This window comes from Pseudomonas sp. MB-090624, from assembly GCF_003205245.1.
GTDB lineage: Bacteria > Pseudomonadota > Gammaproteobacteria > Pseudomonadales > Pseudomonadaceae > Aquipseudomonas > Aquipseudomonas juntendi.
The window spans coordinates 68303-85742 of the sequence record NZ_QJRK01000001.1 but is presented as its reverse complement, the minus strand read 5'-3'; the positions used below and the strand labels follow the sequence as shown (position 1 = coordinate 85742).

At 64.0% G+C, this 17440-nt stretch carries 15 protein-coding genes and 1 other RNA gene; 2 read left to right on the top strand and 14 right to left on the bottom strand.

The features are described 5' to 3' along the window. Positions 1-3: 3 nt before the first annotated feature. From DMX12_RS00405 to rsmI, 14 genes are all read right to left on the bottom strand, one after another. A complete protein-coding gene (locus DMX12_RS00405; protein ID WP_029886560.1) occupies positions 4-960 on the bottom strand; it encodes a D-alanine--D-alanine ligase in 957 nt (318 codons plus the stop codon). Further along, positions 957-2405 carry a UDP-N-acetylmuramate--L-alanine ligase gene (murC, locus tag DMX12_RS00400; RefSeq protein ID WP_029886559.1) on the bottom strand — a complete coding sequence of 483 codons (1449 nt, stop codon included), beginning with the start codon at positions 2403-2405 and terminating at the stop codon, positions 957-959. The genes DMX12_RS00405 and murC overlap by 4 nt, the downstream gene beginning before the upstream one ends. Continuing rightward, positions 2398-3477, bottom strand: a complete 1080-nt coding sequence (gene murG, locus DMX12_RS00395; RefSeq protein ID WP_009684413.1) for an undecaprenyldiphospho-muramoylpentapeptide beta-N-acetylglucosaminyltransferase — start codon at positions 3475-3477, stop codon at positions 2398-2400. The genes murC and murG overlap by 8 nt, the downstream gene beginning before the upstream one ends. After that, positions 3467-4678, bottom strand: a complete 1212-nt coding sequence (gene ftsW / locus DMX12_RS00390; protein WP_174824202.1) for a putative lipid II flippase FtsW — start codon at positions 4676-4678, stop codon at positions 3467-3469. The genes murG and ftsW overlap by 11 nt, the downstream gene beginning before the upstream one ends. After that, entirely contained in the window at positions 4678-6024 is a 1347-nt protein-coding gene (murD, locus tag DMX12_RS00385; RefSeq protein ID WP_110675753.1) for a UDP-N-acetylmuramoyl-L-alanine--D-glutamate ligase, read from the bottom strand. Before murD ends, ftsW begins: the two co-directional genes overlap by 1 nt. Before the next feature lie 6 nt (positions 6025-6030). Beyond that, positions 6031-7113, bottom strand: coding sequence for a phospho-N-acetylmuramoyl-pentapeptide-transferase (mraY, locus tag DMX12_RS00380; protein ID WP_003251852.1), 1083 nt, complete (start codon positions 7111-7113; stop codon positions 6031-6033). Then, on the bottom strand, positions 7113-8480 hold the full coding sequence (gene murF, locus DMX12_RS00375) for a UDP-N-acetylmuramoyl-tripeptide--D-alanyl-D-alanine ligase (RefSeq protein ID WP_029886555.1): 1368 nt from the start codon (positions 8478-8480) through the stop codon (positions 7113-7115). The genes mraY and murF overlap by 1 nt, the downstream gene beginning before the upstream one ends. Next, entirely contained in the window at positions 8473-9960 is a 1488-nt protein-coding gene (locus tag DMX12_RS00370; RefSeq protein WP_110675634.1) for a UDP-N-acetylmuramoyl-L-alanyl-D-glutamate--2,6-diaminopimelate ligase, read from the bottom strand. Before DMX12_RS00370 ends, murF begins: the two co-directional genes overlap by 8 nt. Beyond that, entirely contained in the window at positions 9960-11708 is a 1749-nt protein-coding gene (locus DMX12_RS00365; RefSeq protein WP_161893096.1) for a penicillin-binding protein 2, read from the bottom strand. Before DMX12_RS00365 ends, DMX12_RS00370 begins: the two co-directional genes overlap by 1 nt. Then, a complete protein-coding gene (gene ftsL, locus DMX12_RS00360) occupies positions 11708-12001 on the bottom strand; it encodes a cell division protein FtsL (RefSeq protein WP_110675632.1) in 294 nt (97 codons plus the stop codon). Before ftsL ends, DMX12_RS00365 begins: the two co-directional genes overlap by 1 nt. Next, positions 11998-12945: a 16S rRNA (cytosine(1402)-N(4))-methyltransferase RsmH gene (gene rsmH, locus DMX12_RS00355; RefSeq protein WP_009684422.1), complete on the bottom strand. Its 948-nt coding sequence runs from the start codon at positions 12943-12945 to the stop codon at positions 11998-12000. Before rsmH ends, ftsL begins: the two co-directional genes overlap by 4 nt. Next, entirely contained in the window at positions 12942-13397 is a 456-nt protein-coding gene (mraZ, locus tag DMX12_RS00350) for a division/cell wall cluster transcriptional repressor MraZ (RefSeq protein WP_004575120.1), read from the bottom strand. Before mraZ ends, rsmH begins: the two co-directional genes overlap by 4 nt. A 308-nt stretch (positions 13398-13705) precedes the next feature. Then, positions 13706-14066: RNase P RNA component class A (rnpB, locus tag DMX12_RS00345), an RNA gene on the bottom strand. A gap of 67 nt (positions 14067-14133) precedes the next feature. After that, positions 14134-15009, bottom strand: coding sequence for a 16S rRNA (cytidine(1402)-2'-O)-methyltransferase (rsmI, locus tag DMX12_RS00340; protein WP_054913247.1), 876 nt, complete (start codon positions 15007-15009; stop codon positions 14134-14136). Between the two features lie 186 nt (positions 15010-15195). Here rsmI and DMX12_RS00335 point away from each other — a divergent pair, with 186 nt between their 5' ends. After that, positions 15196-17013 (top strand): penicillin-binding protein activator, encoded by a 1818-nt coding sequence (locus DMX12_RS00335; protein ID WP_009684425.1) that lies wholly within the window; start codon positions 15196-15198, stop codon positions 17011-17013. Then, positions 17013-17384 (top strand): YraN family protein, encoded by a 372-nt coding sequence (locus DMX12_RS00330; RefSeq protein WP_054889886.1) that lies wholly within the window; start codon positions 17013-17015, stop codon positions 17382-17384. Before DMX12_RS00335 ends, DMX12_RS00330 begins: the two co-directional genes overlap by 1 nt. Positions 17385-17440 lie beyond the last annotated feature (56 nt).

Genomic DNA, 17440 nt, shown 5'->3' with positions numbered 1-17440 from the left:
TGATTAACCTCGCGTCGCCACGCTTTCGGCCAGGATTGCCAGCACCAGTTGCTGGAAGTCCAGGCCAGCCGCGCGGGCCGCCATGGGCACCAGGCTATGATCGGTCATGCCGGGTGCGGTGTTTACTTCGAGCAGCCAGAACCGGCCTTGCTCGTCCTGCATCACGTCCAGCCGCCCCCAGCCCTCAATGCCAACGGCATCACAGGCACGGGCGGTCAGGTCGATCAGTTCCTGTTCCTTGGCGCTATCCAGGCCGCACGGAATGCGGTACTGGGTATCGTTGGCGATGTACTTGGCGTCGTAGTCGTAGAACACGTGCGGTGTACCCAGGGCGATCGGCGGCAGCACCTGGCCGCGCAGCACCGCAATGGTGAACTCCGGGCCGTGGATCCACTGCTCTACCAGTACCTGGGAATCGTACTGGGCAGCGTCTTGCCAGGCGGCGATCAGTTCCTCGGCGCTGTTCACCTTGGCCATGCCGATGCTAGAGCCTTCATGGGCGGGTTTGACGATCAGCGGGAAGCCCAGTTCCGTACTGGCCTGCAAACAATCGCTTTCACTCGCCAGCACCGCGTGGCGCGGGGTAGGAATGCCCAGGCTCTGCCACACCTGCTTGGTACGCAGCTTGTCCATGGCCAGGGCCGAAGCGAGGATGCCGCTACCGGTATAAGGGATGCCCAGGCACTCCAGCAGCCCCTGCATGCTGCCATCCTCACCGCCACGGCCGTGGAGGATGATGAAGGCGCGGTCGATCTTCTCGTTCTGCAGGCGGTCGAGCAGGTCGTCACCGACGTCGATGGCAACGACGTCGACACCGGCGGTGGTCAGCGCATCGATCACGGCGGCGCCGGACTTGAGCGACACTTCGCGCTCGGCACTCTTGCCGCCGTACAGCACGGCAACGCGGCCAAACGCTTTCACGTCGAGGGTAGAGTGCAGCTTGTCGTAGGCGCTGGTCATTTCGACTTCTCCTGCTTGGCGCCAGCGAACAGCGGGCTTTTCATCAGTTGCGGGGCCAGGCCGCCAACGTCACCGGCACCCTGGCAGAGCAGGATGTCGCCAGCGCGCAGCAACGGCTTGACCAGTGGCGCCAGCTCGGCGCCACGTTCGATGTAGATCGGGTCGAGCTTGCCGCGCTGGCGAATGCTGTGGCACAGCTGCCGGCTGTCGGCGCCAGGTATTGGCTCTTCGCCAGCCGGGTACACCTCCATCAGCAGCAGCACGTTGGCATCGCCCAGCACCTGAACGAAATCGTCGTACAGGTCGCGGGTGCGGCTATAGCGGTGCGGCTGGTAGACGATCACCAGGCGGCGGCTTGGCCAGCCACCACGCACAGCCTTGATCACGGCGGCCACTTCGGTCGGGTGGTGGCCGTAGTCATCGACCAGCATCACGCTGCCGTCTTCGACCGGCAGCTCGCCGTAGACCTGGAAGCGACGGCCAACGCCCTGGAAGCCGGAAAGGCCCTGCACGATGGCTTCGTCAGTGATGCCTTCGTCAGTGGCAATGGCGATGGTGGCCAGGGCATTGAGCACGTTGTGGTTGCCCGGCATGTTCACCGACACGTCCAGCGGCTCGCAGTCGCGGCGCAGCACGGTGAAATGGGTCTGCATACCCTGCTGGCGCACATTGATGGCGCGGATGTCGGCCTCTTCGCTGAAACCGTAGGTCACGGTCGGGCGCTTCACCTGCGGCAGAATCTCGCGTACCACCGGGTCGTCCAGGCACATCACCGCCAGGCCATAGAACGGCAGGTTGTGCAGGAACTCGACGAAGGTTTTCTTCAGTTTGTTGAAGTCGCCTTCATAGGTCGCCATGTGGTCGGCGTCGATGTTGGTGACCACAGCCACCATCGGCTGCAGGTGCAGGAAGCTGGCATCGCTCTCATCGGCTTCGGCGATCAGGTAGCGGCTGGTGCCCAGCTGGGCATTGGTGCCGGCCGCGGTCAGGCGACCCCCGATGACGAAGGTCGGGTCCAGACCGCCGGCGGCGAATACCGAGGCCAGCAGGCTGGTGGTGGTGGTCTTGCCGTGTGTACCGGCGACTGCCACACCGTGGCGGTAGCGCATCAGTTCGGCGAGCATCTCGGCACGCGGTACCACCGGAATGCGCCGCTCGAGGGCGGTGGCCACTTCCGGGTTGGCCGGGTTGATGGCGCTGGAAACCACCAGCACATCGGCAGTGGCAGCGTTTTCGGCACGGTGGCCGACGAAGATCTCGGCACCGAATGACTCCAGCCGCTCGGTGACCGGCGAGGCTTTCAGGTCGGAACCGGACACTTCATAGCCCAGGTTCAGCAACACTTCGGCAATGCCGCACATGCCCACGCCGCCGATACCGACGAAGTGAATGCGACGGATACGACCCATTTTCGGCTGGGGCATGGCTTTCTGGCTCTCAACCATGGGCCACCTCCAGGCAGATATCGACCACGGTGCTGGTTGCTGCAGGTTTGGCCAGGCGCCGTGCGGTACCTGCCATGACATTGAGTTTCTCGGGTTGCATCAGCACCTCGTTCAGGCGTTCAGCGAGCTGCGCTGCGCCAGTTGTCGCTTGTGGCATCAGGAAGGCAGCACCTTCGCGAGCCAGATATTGAGCGTTGTGGGTCTGGTGATCGTCGATTGCGTGAGGCAACGGCACCAGCACCGAAGGCAGGCCTGCCGCCGCCAGCTCGCTGACGGTCAGCGCACCCGCCCGACACACCACCATGTCGGCCCAGCCATAGGCTTGGGCCATGTCCTTGATGAAAGGCTCGACCTGAGCCTCGACGCCGGCCTCGTGATAACGCTCGGCGGTGATCTGCGCGTGCTGCTTGCCGGCCTGGTGAAACACCTCGGGCCGCACGGCAGCAGGCACTTCGGACAGGGCCTTAGGCAACAATTTGTTCAATGGTTCCGCCCCCAGGCTGCCGCCCAGCACCAACACCCGTGCCCGGCGTTCGGCCAAGGGCGCGCGCGGCGCATCCAGGAACAGCTCGGGGCGCACCGGGTTGCCGGTGGTGCGGCGCTTGTCGCTGGCCTCGAAGGTGTTCGGGAACGCCTCGCAAACCCGCGCAGACAGCGGCACCAGCAAGCGGTTGGCGGTACCGGCGCGGGCGTTCTGCTCATGGATCACCAGCGGCACGCCACACAGCCGCGCAGCCACGCCGCCGGGGCCGGTCACATAACCACCAAAGCCCAGCACGCACACCGGCTTGAGCTGGCGAATGATCCGCCTTGCCTGGAGAACGGCCTTGACCAGGGTCAAGGGTGCCTTGAGCAACGACAGCTTGCCTTTGCCGCGCAGGCCGCTGACCTGGATCAGGTGCAGCGGCAGGCCGGCCTGGGGCACCAGTTCATTCTCGATGCCGCGCGGGGTGCCCAGCCAATGCACGCTGTACCCGCGCGCCTGGAACTCACGGGCGCAGGCCAGGGCCGGGAACACGTGCCCGCCGGTACCGCCGGCCATGATCAGTACGTTCTTGCCGTCAGCGGCCATGACTGGTCTCCTCGGCAAAATCGCTTTCGCTGAATTCGTGCTCCTCGCTGCCCAGGTGCGTACGGCTTTCCCACTCGATACGCAATAGCAAGCCCACGCAAGCACAACAGATGACCAGCGAGCTGCCCCCGTAGCTGAGGAACGGCAGGGTCAGGCCTTTGGTCGGCAGCAAGCCGACGTTCACCCCGATGTTGATCAGGAACTGGCCGATCCACAGGAAGGCCAGGCCGAACGCCATGTACGCGGCGAAGAACTGCTTGGCCTTCTCCGCCCACAGGCCGATGTACAGGGCGCGGACGGTCACGAACACGAACAGGGCGATGGTCACCAGCGAGCCGACCACGCCCAGCTCTTCGGCCAGTACCGAGAACACGAAGTCGGTGTGCGCTTCAGGCAGGTAGAACTGCTTCTGCACGCTGTTGCCCAAGCCCACGCCCAGCCACTCGCCACGGCCGAACGCGATCAACGCCTGGGTCAACTGGTAACCGGAGCCGAACTGGTCGGACCATGGGTCGGTAAAGGTGATCAGGCGCGCCATGCGGTAAGGCTGCGCCTGCACCAGAACGAACACCGCCAGCACTGCCAGCACCACCATCAGGCTGAAGCGGAACAGCCCGACACCGCCAAGGAACAACATGGCCGCGGCCGCGCCCATCATCACCACGGTGGCGCCGAAGTCCGGTTCCATCAGCAGCAGCGCAGCCATCGGCAGCAACACGATGAAGGGTTTGAAGAAGCCCATCCAGGTCTCGCGGACTTCGGTCTGGCGGCGCACCAGGTACCCGGCCAGGTAGACCACCACGAACACCTTGGCGATTTCCGAAGGCTGCACGTTGAAGAAGCTGAAGCCGATCCAGCGCATGGAGCCGTTCACTTCACGGCCGATCCCCGGCACCAGCACCAGCACCAGCAAGCCGAAGGCGCCCAGCAGCATGAGGAAGCCCATGCGCTGCCAGGTGGCGATCGGGATCATCAGCGTCGCACCACAAGCCACCAGGCCCAGGAACACGTACACCAGGTGGCGGAACATGTGGTACAGCGGGTTGCCCGACTGCACTGCAGCCACTTCCGAGGAGGCCGAGGTGATCATCACCAGGCCCAGGCCGAGCAAGGCCAGGCAGCCGGCCAGCATCGCGAAGTCGAGGTCGATGCCACGGCCGCTGATCAGCGGCGACGGATAGGGCTTGAGCACACCGAAGATCATGCCAGGGCCCCCGCTGCCTGGGCGAACAGCCGCCCGCGTTCTTCGAAGTTCCGGAACATGTCGAGGCTGGCGCAGGCTGGCGACAACAGCACGGCATCCCCGGCCCGGGCCAGGTCGGCGCACTGTTGCACGGCGTCGTCGAGGGTTTTTACCCGCACCAGCGGCACGTCATCACCCAAGGCTTGGGCAAGGCGCTCGGCATCACGGCCCAGCAACACCACGGCGCGGCAAAACCGCTTGACCGGTTCACGCAGGGCGCCGAACTCGGCGCCTTTGCCGTCGCCACCTGCGATCAACACCAGCTTGCCCTCGATATCGGCCCCCAGGCCTTCGATGGCGGCCAATGCAGCACCGACATTGGTGGCCTTGGAATCGTCGTACCAGTTCACGCCGTCACGCTCGCGCACCCACTGGCAACGGTGGGCCAGGCCCGCGAATTCGCGCAGCGCTTCGAGCATCGGCTCGAACGGCAAGCCGGCAGCATGGCCCAAGGCCAACGCCGCCAGTGCATTGCTCTGGTTATGGGCGCCGCGAATCTTCAGCTCGCGCACCGGCAGCAATGCCTGGAATTCGAACGCCAGGTATTTCTCGCCATCCACTTCGCGCAGGCCGAACGCCTTGAAGTCTGGTTGGTTGAGGCCGAAGGACCAGCAAGGGCGGCCTTCTACCGGCAGTGGCCGGCTCAGGGCGTCCTGGCGGTTCACGACCACCTGCCTGGCACCGCGGAAGATGCGGTGCTTGGCCAGGTGATAGGCCGGCAGGCCGCTGTAGCGGTCCATGTGGTCTTCGCTGATGTTCAGCACGGTGGCCACTTCGGCATTGAGCTGGTCGGTGGTTTCCAGCTGGAAGCTCGACAGCTCCAGCACGTACAGCTCGACGTCATCGGCCAGCAGGTCCAGTGCCGGGGTCCCCAGGTTACCGCCCACGGCCACGCGCTTGCCGGCCTTGGCTGCCATTTCACCCACCAGCGTGGTCACGGTGCTCTTGGCGTTGGAACCGCTGATGGCGATGATCGGCGCCTTGGCATGGCGGGCGAACAGCTCGATGTCCCCCGACAGCTGCACGCCCCGCGCAGCGGCCTGCTGCAGGGCCGGGGTAGCCAGGGCCAGGCCAGGGCTCACGTACAGCTCGTTGGCGCGGCACAGGAAGTCCACGTCCAGTTCACCACAGCGCACTTCCACCTGCGGGTACTCACGGCGCAGGGTGTCCAGTTCCGGCGGTTGCTCGCGGGTGTCGGCGACCGCAAAGGCAATGCCCCGGCTCGCCAGGAAGCGAACCAGTGACATGCCGCTCTTGCCGAGGCCGACAACGATGCGGAATTGGTCGGAAGCGATCAAAGACACGCTCATCTACCTCAGTTTCAGGGTGGCAAGGCCGATCAGCACCAGGATCACGGTGATGATCCAGAAGCGGACGATCACGCGTGGCTCTGGCCAGCCCTTGAGTTCAAAGTGGTGGTGGATCGGTGCCATGCGGAACACCCGTTTGCCGGTCAGCTTGAACGAGGCGACTTGAATCACCACCGACAGGGTTTCCACGACAAAGATACCGCCCATGATGAACAGCACGATTTCCTGGCGCACGATCACCGCGATGGTGCCCAGGGCAGCGCCCAGCGCCAGCGCGCCGACGTCACCCATGAAGACTTGTGCCGGGTAGGTGTTGAACCACAAAAAGCCCAGGCCGGCACCGATCAAGGCGCCACAGAACACGATCAGTTCGCCCGAGCCAGGCACGTAAGGAATCAGCAGGTACTCGGCGAATTTCACGTTACCCGACAGGTAGCAGAAGATGCCCAGCGCGCCGCCGACCATCACCGTGGGCATGATCGCCAGGCCGTCGAGGCCGTCGGTGAGGTTGACCGCGTTGCTGGAGCCGACGATGACGAAGTAGGTCAGCACCACGAAGCCGACGCCCAGCGGAATGGTGACGTCCTTGATGAAGGGCAGGATCAGCGTGGTTTCGACGCTGGTCGGTGCGGTCTTGTACAGGAACACCGCTGCCGCCAGGCCGAACACCGACTGCCAGAAGTACTTCCAGCGGCTTGGCAGGCCCCGCGAATTCTTTTCGATCACCTTGCGGTAGTCGTCGACCCAGCCGATGGCACCGAAGGCCAGGGTGACGATCAGCACAACCCAGACGTAGCGGTTGCTCAGGTCGGCCCACAGCAGGGTGCTGACAGCGATGGCCGACAGGATCAGTGCGCCGCCCATGGTCGGGGTGCCGGACTTGGACAGGTGCGATTGCGGGCCGTCGTTACGTACGGCCTGGCCGATCTGGCGAATTTGCAGCGTACGGATCATCCACGGCCCCAGCCACAGCGCCAGGGACAACGCGGTCAGTACACCCAGAATCCCGCGCAGGGACAGGTACTGAAAGACCGCGAAGCCTTTGTGGAACTGTTGCAGATACTCGGCCAACAGCAGCAGCATTAATGTTTCTCCCCGCTGGCACCGCACAAAGCCGCCACGACGTTTTCCATCGCAGCGCTGCGCGAGCCCTTGATCAAAATAGTGGTGTCGCTGGCGTTTTCGGCACTAACCGCGTCGATCAGCTCAGCTTGAGTAGCGAAATGACGGCCATTGGCGCCGAACGCCTCGACCGCATGTTTCATGTTGGAACCCACTGCGTACAGGGCGTCGACCTTGCCGCGCGCGTAGTCACCCACCTGCCGGTGGCCTTCTTCCGCCCACTGCCCCAGTTCGCCGATATCCCCAAGCACCAGGACGGTGCGGCCGGAGAAGCCGGCGAGTATATCAATGGCCGCGCACATCGAGGTGGGATTTGCGTTGTAACTGTCGTCGATCACACGCACGCCACTGGGCGCGATCTGCGCCACGGTGCGGCCCTTGACCGGCTGCACCGCCGCAAGGCCAGCTGCAATGCCAGCCAAGCTCAGACCAACGGCATGGGCAGCGGCGGCAGCGGCCAGGGCGTTGCTGACATTGTGCTCACCGAGCACATTGAGCTGCACCTGGGCCACCTCGCCGGCGCCATGCAGCTGGAATGACGGGCAACCACGGGCGTCGCGCCCAATGGCGCTGGCATGGAAATCGGCACGGGCGTCGCTGCGGGCGAAGCTGATGACCTTGTGCGCCCCGGCACGGGCCTTCCAGGTCGCGAAGGCCTTGTCGTCCAGGTTGAGAATGGCGATACCGCCCTCGCCCAAGCCTTCAAGAATCTCGCCTTTGGCTTCGACGATTTTCTCCGGGCCGCCGAACTCGCCAACATGCGCGGTACCGGCGTTGTTGATGACGACCACCTGCGGCCGGGTCAGGCCGACGGTGTAGCGAATTTCACCGATGCGCGAAGCGCCCAGCTCGATCACCGCAGCACTGTGCTGCGCAGCGATTTCCAGCAGGGTCAGCGGCGCACCGAGGTCGTTGTTGAGGTTGCCACGGGTGGCGTGCACAAGACCACGGGTGCGCAGGATGCTGGCAAGCATTTCCTTGACTGTGGTCTTGCCGCTGGAACCGGTAATGGCCACCACTGGCTTGTCGTAGGCGGCACGGTTCAGTGCCCCGAGCTGGCCCAGGGCCAGGCGGCAGTCAGCCACGCGCAATTGCGGCAGGTCGACATCGGCCACCTCGCGCTCGACCAGCGCCGCGACGGCACCCTTGGCTTTGACATCGGCCAGGTAGTCGTGGCCGTCGAAACGCGGGCCGGTCAAGGCGACGAACAGTTGCCCGGCACTGACACTGCGGCTGTCGATGCTGACGCCGGTGAACGCCGCATCGGCGCCGATCTGCTGACCGTTCAGCAGCGGGGCCAGCTGGCTGAGTGACATGGGCTTAAGCATGTGGAGCCTCCCAGGCTGCAAGTGCCTTTTCGGCTTCGATCAAGTCGGAGAACTCATGGCGCTCGCCGTTGATCTCCTGGTAATCCTCGTGCCCCTTGCCGGCCAGCACGATCACGTCGTCGGCAGCAGCGGTGGCAATCAGGTGCGCAATGGCCGCGCCGCGGCCAGCGATGAACTCCACCCCGGCAGGCTTGGCAAAACCGGGGCGAATGTCGTCGAAGATACGCAGCGGGTCTTCGCTACGCGGGTTGTCGTCGGTGACCAGGACGCGGTCCGCCAGGCGCTCGGCCACTTCGGCCATCAGTGGGCGCTTGCCGCGATCACGGTCGCCACCGCAGCCGAACAGGCACAGCAGCTGGCCGTGAGCATGCGGGCGCAGGGCTTCCAGAACCTTCTCCAGCGCATCTGGCGTATGTGCGTAGTCGACCACCACCAATGGCTTGGCACCGCCACCCAGGCGCTGCATGCGGCCAACCGGCCCTTGCAGTTTGGGGATGACGCTGAGAATCTCGTCGAGGGCGAAGTCCATTGCCAGCAGGGTTGCCACCGCCGCCAGCATGTTGCTCAGGTTGAAACGGCCCAGCAACTGGCTGCGCAGAATGCGTTCACCCTGGGCAGTGACCAATGTGGCGCGCACGCCATGGTCATCGAATTCGGCCTTGGTGCAGAATAGATCCGCGTCCCGGTTTTCCAGGCTATAGCTGAGCAGCCGTGACTCGATAGGATCTGCCGGCGCTCTATCGTCGAAAGCTTGAGCCAGGCGCCGACCGAACTCGTCGTCCAGGTTCACCACCTGGCAGCGCAGGCTCGGCCAGGCGAACAGCTTGGCCTTGGCCGCTTCGTACGCCTGCATGCTGCCGTGATAGTCGAGGTGATCGCGGGACAGGTTGGTCATCACCGCAATGTCGAAAGCCAGTGCAGCCACGCGGCCTTGTTCCAGGGCATGGGAAGACACCTCCATGGCCACGGCTTTGGCGCCAGCCTTTTTCAGGCCATACAGCGTCGACTGCACGGCAATCGGGTCAGGGGTGGTCAGGCGGCCACTTTGCAGTTCACCGTAGAACCCGGTACCGAGGGTGCCGATCAGGCCGCAGCGCTTGCCGAGCAGATCCAAAGCCTGCGCGAGCAATTGGGTGACACTGGTCTTGCCGTTGGTACCGGTCACGCCGACCAGGTCCAGCTGCCGGCTGGGGTCGCCATAGAAGCGGCCGGCAATATCCGACAGCTGAGCGATCAGGCCTTTGACCGGGATCAGCGGCACATCGGTCAACGGCAGCACGTTGGCGCCCTGCTCTTCATAAGCCACGGCGGCAGCACCACGGGCCAAGGCATCGGCAATGTGCCCACGGCCATCGACCTTGGCCCCCGGCACTGCCAGGAACAAGTCACCCGGGCGCACGTTGCGGCTGTCCAGGGTCAGTTCGCGGATCATCGGGTCGCGGCTGGCGTGGGCGAACAGTTTGCTCAATGGCATTGTCATCACCCACGCCCTCCCTTGGCAGCGGCAGCATTGACTTGTGGTTGCCCGGCAGGTGCAGCAGCAGCTGGCGGCGGCAGGTTGTCTGGCGGCACGTTCATCAGGCGCAGGGTGCCGGACATGACCTTGCTGAACACCGGTGCCGAAACCAGGCCACCGAAGTAGCCACCCTTGCCTGGCTCGTCGATCACCACGACGATGGCGTAACGCGGATCGCTCATCGGGCCGAAGCCTGCAAACAGCGAGCGGTAGGCGTTTTCGGTGTACCCCTTGGAACCCACCGTGGCTTTACGTGCAGTACCGGACTTGCCGGCCACGTGGTAGAACGGCACCTGGGCGCGGAACACGCCACGCGGGGCCTCGATCACCTGCTGCAACATGCCCTGGATGGTTTCCGCGGTCTCCTTCGGAATGGCCTGCACGGCCTCGGGCGCCTTGTCCACCTTGAGGATCGACAGCGGGACCATCTTGCCGTCGTTGGCCAATGCCGCGTAGGCATGCACCAACTGCAGGGCGGTCACCGACACGCCGTAGCCGTAAGACAGGGTGGCCGTCTCGGCCTTGCGCCACTCGCGGTGGTTCGGCAGGTTGCCGACACGCTCACCCGGGAAGCCAAGGCCGGTGTACTGGCCCAGGCCGACCTGGGACATCACGCGGTAGATGGCCTCGCCACCGATATCGAAGGCGATCTTGCTCATGCCCACGTTACTGGAGTTGATCAGGATGCCGGTCAGGTCGAGGATCGGACCCTCGCTGCGCGACACGTCCTTGATGGTGTAGCGGCCGATCTGCAGGCTGCCGGGGTATACCTCGACCTTGTCGGTAGGTTTCCAGCGGCCGCTTTCCAGCGCTGCGCTCATGGAGATCGGCTTCACCGTCGAACCTGGCTCGAACACGTCGATGATCGCCCGGTTACGCATGGCCGCCGGGAACATGCTGCGGCGGTTGTTGGGGTTGTAGGTGGGCTGGTTGACCATGGCCAGGACCTCACCGGTCTTGACGTCCATGATCACCAGGCTGCCGGCCTTGGCGTTCTGTTCGGCAATGGCGTTGCGCAGCTCGCGGGTAGCCAGGTACTGCAGACGCAGGTCAATCGACAACGCCAAGGTCTTCCCGGCCTTGGCGTTCTTGGTGACCTGAATGTCCTTGATCAGCCGGCCGCGCCGGTCCTTGATCACCTGGCGCTTGCCAGGCACGCCGGCCAGCCACTCGTCATAGGCCAGCTCGACCCCTTCGCGCCCGTGGTCGTCCAGGTCGGTGAAGCCGACCATATGCGCAGTGACATCACCGGCCGGGTAGAACCGGCGGAATTCTTCCAGCCCGTACACGCCGGGCACTTTCAGGTCGAGCACATGCTGGCCCTGCTCCGGGGTCAGGCCGCGGACCAGGTAGATGAACTCTTTGTTGGCCTGCTGGGTCAGGCGCTCGCTCAGCTGCTGCGGGTTTTGTCCCAACGCTGCTGCCAATTGCGGCCAGCGCTCTTTGGAGGCCTGCATTTCCTTGGGGTTGGCCCACAGGGTCGTGACCGGGGTACTGACCGCCAATGGCTCACCGTTGCGGTCGGTAATCAGCCCACGGTGTGCCGGGATCGAGATGTGGCGCAGGCTGCGCGCGTCGCCCTGGCCCTTGAGGAAGTCGCGGTCGACCACCTGCAGGTCGATGATGCGCCAGCAGATGGCCCCGACCATGAGTGCCAGCAGGCCGATGACCACGCGGAAGCGCCATGGGTACAGTGCGCCTTCGAGTTTCATCATGGCGCCACCATCCGCACTTCGTCAGCCGCAGGCACGCACATCTTCAATTGCTCGGACGCAAGGTTCTCGATACGGCTGGCAGCGGTCCAGGTGCTCTGCTCGAGGATCAACCGGCCCCACTCGGCCTGGGCCTTGTCGCGCTCGTTCAGCTCACCGTACAGGGTATTGAGCAACTGGCGGTTCCAGTGCGCGCTGTAGGACACCGCAATGGCCGAAACCAGCACGGCAACGAACAGCAGGAGCATCAGGAAGCTCCCGCCTGGCAAGGGCTTGGCGAACAGCCTGCTCACCGCAACTTCTCCGCCACACGCATCACGGCGCTGCGCGACCGCGGGTTGGCCTTGAGCTCGGCTTCGGAGGCGAACTGGGCCTTGCCGATGAGCTTGACCTTGGGCTCGAAGACCTTGTGCTGCACCGGCAAGTTGCGTGGCAGGTTGTCGGCCTCGCCCTTGACCAGCTTGCGCATGAACAGTTTGACGATGCGATCTTCCAGCGAGTGGAAGCTGATGACCGCCAGCCGACCGCCGACTTCGAGTGCGTCGAGCGCGGCCTCGAGCCCCGCCTCCAGGTCACCCAGCTCATTGTTGACGTGGATGCGCAAGCCCTGGAAGGCGCGGGTAGCCGGGTTCTTGCCCTTTTCCCAGGCCGGGTTGGCCACCTTGAGCACCTCTGCCAGGTCGGCAGTGCGGGTGAACGGCTGCTTTTCGCGGCGCTCGACCACGGCACGCGCCATGCGCCCGGCAAAGCGCTCTTCGCCGTATTCCTTGAACACGCGAGCAATTTCTTCCACCGGTGCGGTGGCAATGAATTCGGCAGCGCTGACGCCCTGGTCGGGGTTCATGCGCATGTCCAGCGGGCCATCATTGAGAAAGCTGAAGCCCCGCTCGGGGTCGTCCAGTTGCGGCGAGGACACGCCAAGGTCCAGCAACACGCCGCTGACCTTGCCATGCAGGCCGCGCTCGGCCACTTCTGCGCCCAGCTCGGCAAAGCTGCGCTGCACAATGACAAAGCGGCCGTCTTCGGCCGCCAGCGCTTGCCCTGTGGCAATCGCTTGTGGGTCTTTGTCGAAGCCCAGCAGCCGCCCTTGCGGCCCGAGCTTGCTGAGGATCAGGCGGCTGTGTCCGCCACGGCCAAACGTGCCGTCCAGATAGCAACCGTCGGCGCGCAAGGCCAATGCCTCGACAGCTTCGTCGAGCAGGACGGTAATGTGGTTGAAGCCGCTATCTATGGTCACAGGATCAGGTCACGCAATTCGTCGGGCATGGCGCCCGGTTGTTGAATAGCTGCAAGGTCGGCTGCCGAAACCGCGTTCCAGGCATCTTCATCCCACAGCTGGAATTTGTTCAGTTGCCCCACCAGCATCGCCTTCTTGTCGAGCTTGGCGTACTCACGCAAACGGGGCGGCACCAGGAAACGCCCACTGCCATCGAGTTCCAGGTCTACCGCATTGCCAATCAGCAATCGCTGCAGGCGGCGGTTTTCCTCACGCAACGATGGCAGGGCACGCAACTTGGCTTCTATCTGTTCCCACTCATCGAGGGGATAAACACACAAGCACGGGTCCACGGCGTCGATGGTCACGATCAGCTGACCGTTGCAACGCGAATCGAGCTCGTCACGGTACCGGCTCGGCATGGCGAGACGGCCCTTGGCATCGAGACTGACGGCGTTGGCTCCGCGGAACACGGCTGCGATTCCCCACAATGTTATCTTTTTTGTGCCAGAAAACCCACTTCATCCCACTTTCTGCCACTTGCGCACACTATAGGAATCCGCCGGAGGCACCGTCAAGGCACGTTCGGAAGGAAAAGCCTTACAGGACCGAGATTTAGCGCGTTAAAGGATTGTGAAAGGTATTTCACAATGAAAAAAACACGAGAAAAATCAAACCCGCACAAGCCACTGGGGCTTGAACTTAAAGTGATTTATTAAGAGTAAGATTTTTTCGGTATTACCAAAGGGGGGTCTGCTATCGAAAGATGCAGAAAAGAAAGGTGGAGAGTCGATCTGTAAGCCGGGTTTTGTCGAGGACAGTCATTCCTCTACGACGGCCATCACTGGACGCCTCTAGCAACCTACCCGGTTCCGACGCGGGCCACGCCTGATGGAACCCTATTTGGTCTTGCTCCGAGTGGGGTTTACCTAGCCACGAACTGTTGCCAGCCGTGCGGTGCGCTCTTACCGCACCTTTTCACCCTTACCGGCACCGAAGTGCTTAGGCGGTTATTTTCTGTGGCACTTTCCGTAGGCTCACGCCTCCCAGGCGTTACCTGGCACTCTGCCCTATGGAGCCCGGACTTTCCTCCCCCGAACTTTTGCGGAACAAAAGACGGCAGCGACTGTCCGATCGACTCTCCGCCGACAAGGGTAACGGCACACGCGCTCAAGAACAAGCGCCAGCAGCATTTATATCAATTTGCCACTACTGAGCCTTCTGTTTATCCAGGGCAAGTTGATACAAAAGATTCTTGCGCACGCCGGTAATTTCCGAGGCAAGCGCCGCCGCCCGCTTCAGCGGCAACTCGGCCAGCAACAGGTCGAGCACGCGCTGGGCCTCGCTACTGATGGCCTGCTCGCCCTCCGGTGCACTCCAGCCACCGACCAGTACCACGCACTCACCGCGCTGCTGGTTGCTATCACCGGCGACGAACGCCCGCAACTCGGCCAGGGGCAAGCCCTTGAGCGTCTCGAAGGTTTTCGTCAGTTCGCGCGCCAATAATGCTGGGCGCTCACCGCCAAACACCGTTTCCATGTCCTCGAGGCACTCGAGGATACGGTGCGGCGCTTCATAGAAAATCAGCGTGCGCGGCTCTTCGCGCACTTGCTCCAGGCGTGCCAGGCGCCCCGCCTGCCTGGCCGGCAGGAAACCTTCGAAAATGAAACGGTCCGAGGGCAGGCCCGCCGCCGACAATGCCGCGATCAAGGCACAGGCGCCCGGCACCGGCACCACGCTGACCCCGGCAGCCCGCGCCTGGCGCACCAGGTGGTAGCCAGGGTCGGAAATCAACGGGGTACCGGCATCGGAAACCAGCGCCACATCTTCGCCGGCCAACAGCTTGCCGAGAAAGCGCCCGCCTTCGTCCCGCTCGTTATGCTCGTGGCAGGCCGCCAGTGGTGTATCGATGCCAAAATGTTGCAGCAGACGGATCGAATGGCGAGTGTCTTCGGCTGCGATCAGCGCCACGTCTGCCAGCACCTTGAGCGCTCGGGCGCTCATGTCATCGAGGTTGCCGATGGGAGTTGCCACCACATACAGCGTTCCCACGGTGGATTTAGAAGCCCCTGCCACATCAGTCACTGCGCACACCTGTCATTCGGATCAAAGGCGCCATTGTAGCCCGAGCGCCCGCAACAGGGCGCAAAGAACTTCATACGCGACCGGCGGCAAGCCACCTATAGTGAAGGATCGACACGGCAACATCGCGCCCCGGCCAGTGCTTGGGTACAATTGCCGGCCAACTTGATCGAGTAACAGGACCTTTACATGATCGCTTGCCTGCGGCTGCTCACAGCCCTCTGCCTCGCTGCCCTGCTGGCAGCCTGCGCCAGCTCGCCCTCATCCAGCCTGGGCGAACTGCCACGCACCCCGGATGCCAGCATCGAGCAACTGCTCGAGCAGGCTGCTTCCAGCAAGTCTGCGCAAGACGCCGCCCTGCTGCGCCTGAGCGCAGCCGACCTGGCCTACAAGCAGAAGGACTTCCCCCGCGCCGCACGCATTCTCGAGCAGGTCCCGCTGGACACGCTCAAGCCGGCCCAGCAAGTGTTCGCCAGCACCCTGGCGGCCGAACTGGCCATGAGCCGCAACCAACCCAAGGCTGCCCTGGCCGCCCTGGCCCACCCAAGCCTGCAGCACGTTCCCGAGCTGCCGAAGGAACAGCAGGCGCGCACCTACTACGTGCACGCCGCCGCGCTGGAGGCCGATGGCCAGGCCCTGGCCGCCGCGCAACAGCGCGTACTGCTGGCCCCATTGCTCAGCGACCAGGCCGCCAGCGCAAACAACGACGCCATCTGGGCCTTGGTCGCCTCGCTGCCGGCCGAGCAGTTGCAGCAGCCGGCCACTGACCAGACTCTGGCCGGCTGGACCAGCCTGGCCCTGGCGGTGAAAAGTGCCGGCACCCTTGAGCAGCAACAGAGCGCCATCGAGAGCTGGGTCAAACAGCACCCGGACCACCCGGCTGCCAAACAGTTGCCAGTGCCACTGGTCAAGCTCAAGGAACTGGCCAGCCAACCGCTGACCAAAATCGCCCTGCTGCTGCCCCAGGAAGGGCCACTGGCCGGGGTTGCCCGGGCCCTGCGTGACGGCTTCATGGCCGCCCACTTCCAGGCCCAGCAGGCTGGCCAAGCCGCCCCTGCGGTGCAGGTGTTCGACAGCTCGCGCATCGGCTCGCTCGACGACTTCTACCGCCAGGCCCAGGCCGCAGGCGTGCAGCTGGTCATCGGCCCGCTGGAAAAACCGCTGGTCAAGCAATTGGCCAGCAAACCGCAACTGCCGATCACCACCCTGGCGCTCAACTACGCCGATGCTGGCCAGGTGGCCCCGCCGCAATTGTTCCAGTTCGGCCTGGCGGCCGAGGACGAAGCACGCGAAGTATCCCGTCGCGCCCGTGCCGATGGCATGGTCCGCGCCGTAGCCCTGGTGCCGAGCGGCGAATGGGGTGATCGCGTGCTGGCCGCCTTCCGCCAGGACTGGGAAGGCAATGGCGGCACCGTGCTCGCAGCCCAACGCATCGCGCAACCGGTTGCGCTGGCCCAGCAGATTGCCGACCTGTTCCAGCTGCGCCAGAGCGAAAGCCGCGCCAAGAGCCTGCAGAGCACGGTTGGCGGCAACATCGCCGCACAACCTTCGCGCCGCCAGGACATCGACTTCCTCTTCCTTGCCTCTACCCCTCAGCAAGCGCAACAGATCAAGCCGACCCTGAATTTCCAGTACGCCGGTGACGTACCGGTGTACGCCACTTCCAACCTGTACAGCGCCAGCGGTGACGTCAACCAGTACAACGACATGAACGGCATCCGCTTCTGCGAAACCCCGTGGCTGCTCGATACCAGCAACAGCCTGCGCCAACAGGTGGTGCAGCAGTGGCCGCAAGCGGCCGGCAGCCTGGGCCGCCTGTACGCCATGGGCGTCGATGCCTACAGCCTGGCACCGCGACTGGGCCAACTGAAGGCGCTGCCGGATAACCGCGTCCAGGGCCTTTCCGGCAGCTTGAGCATCAACGCCAACCAGCGTGTGGAGCGCCAACTGCCATGGGCTGAATTCGCTGGCGGCCAGGTCAAGCGCCTGCCTGATACCCCGCGCTGATGGCTGCAGCATCACCGACCGGCGCCGGCCACGCTGCAGAAACCCAAGCCCTTGAGTACCTTCAGGGGCAAGGCCTGCGGCTGCTGGCGCGCAACTGGCGATGCAAAGGCGGCGAGCTTGATCTGGTCATGCTCGACGCCGATACAGTAGTATTCGTCGAAGTCCGCTACCGGTTGCACGCGGCCTTCGGAGGCGCCCTCGCCAGTATCGATGGGCGCAAGCAGAAACGGCTGGTGCATGCGGCCAGCCTGTTCCTGCTCAAGGAGCCCCAATGGGGCAACCACCCCTGCCGCTTCGACGTTGTCGCCCTGCAGGGTAGCCACCATGCAGGCAAACCGCTTCAGTGGCTGAAAAACGCCTTCGAGTGCTGAACCCTCTACGTTTTTTTTGCTCTATGTATCGCGGGCTGGTCGTTGTTGCGCGTAAC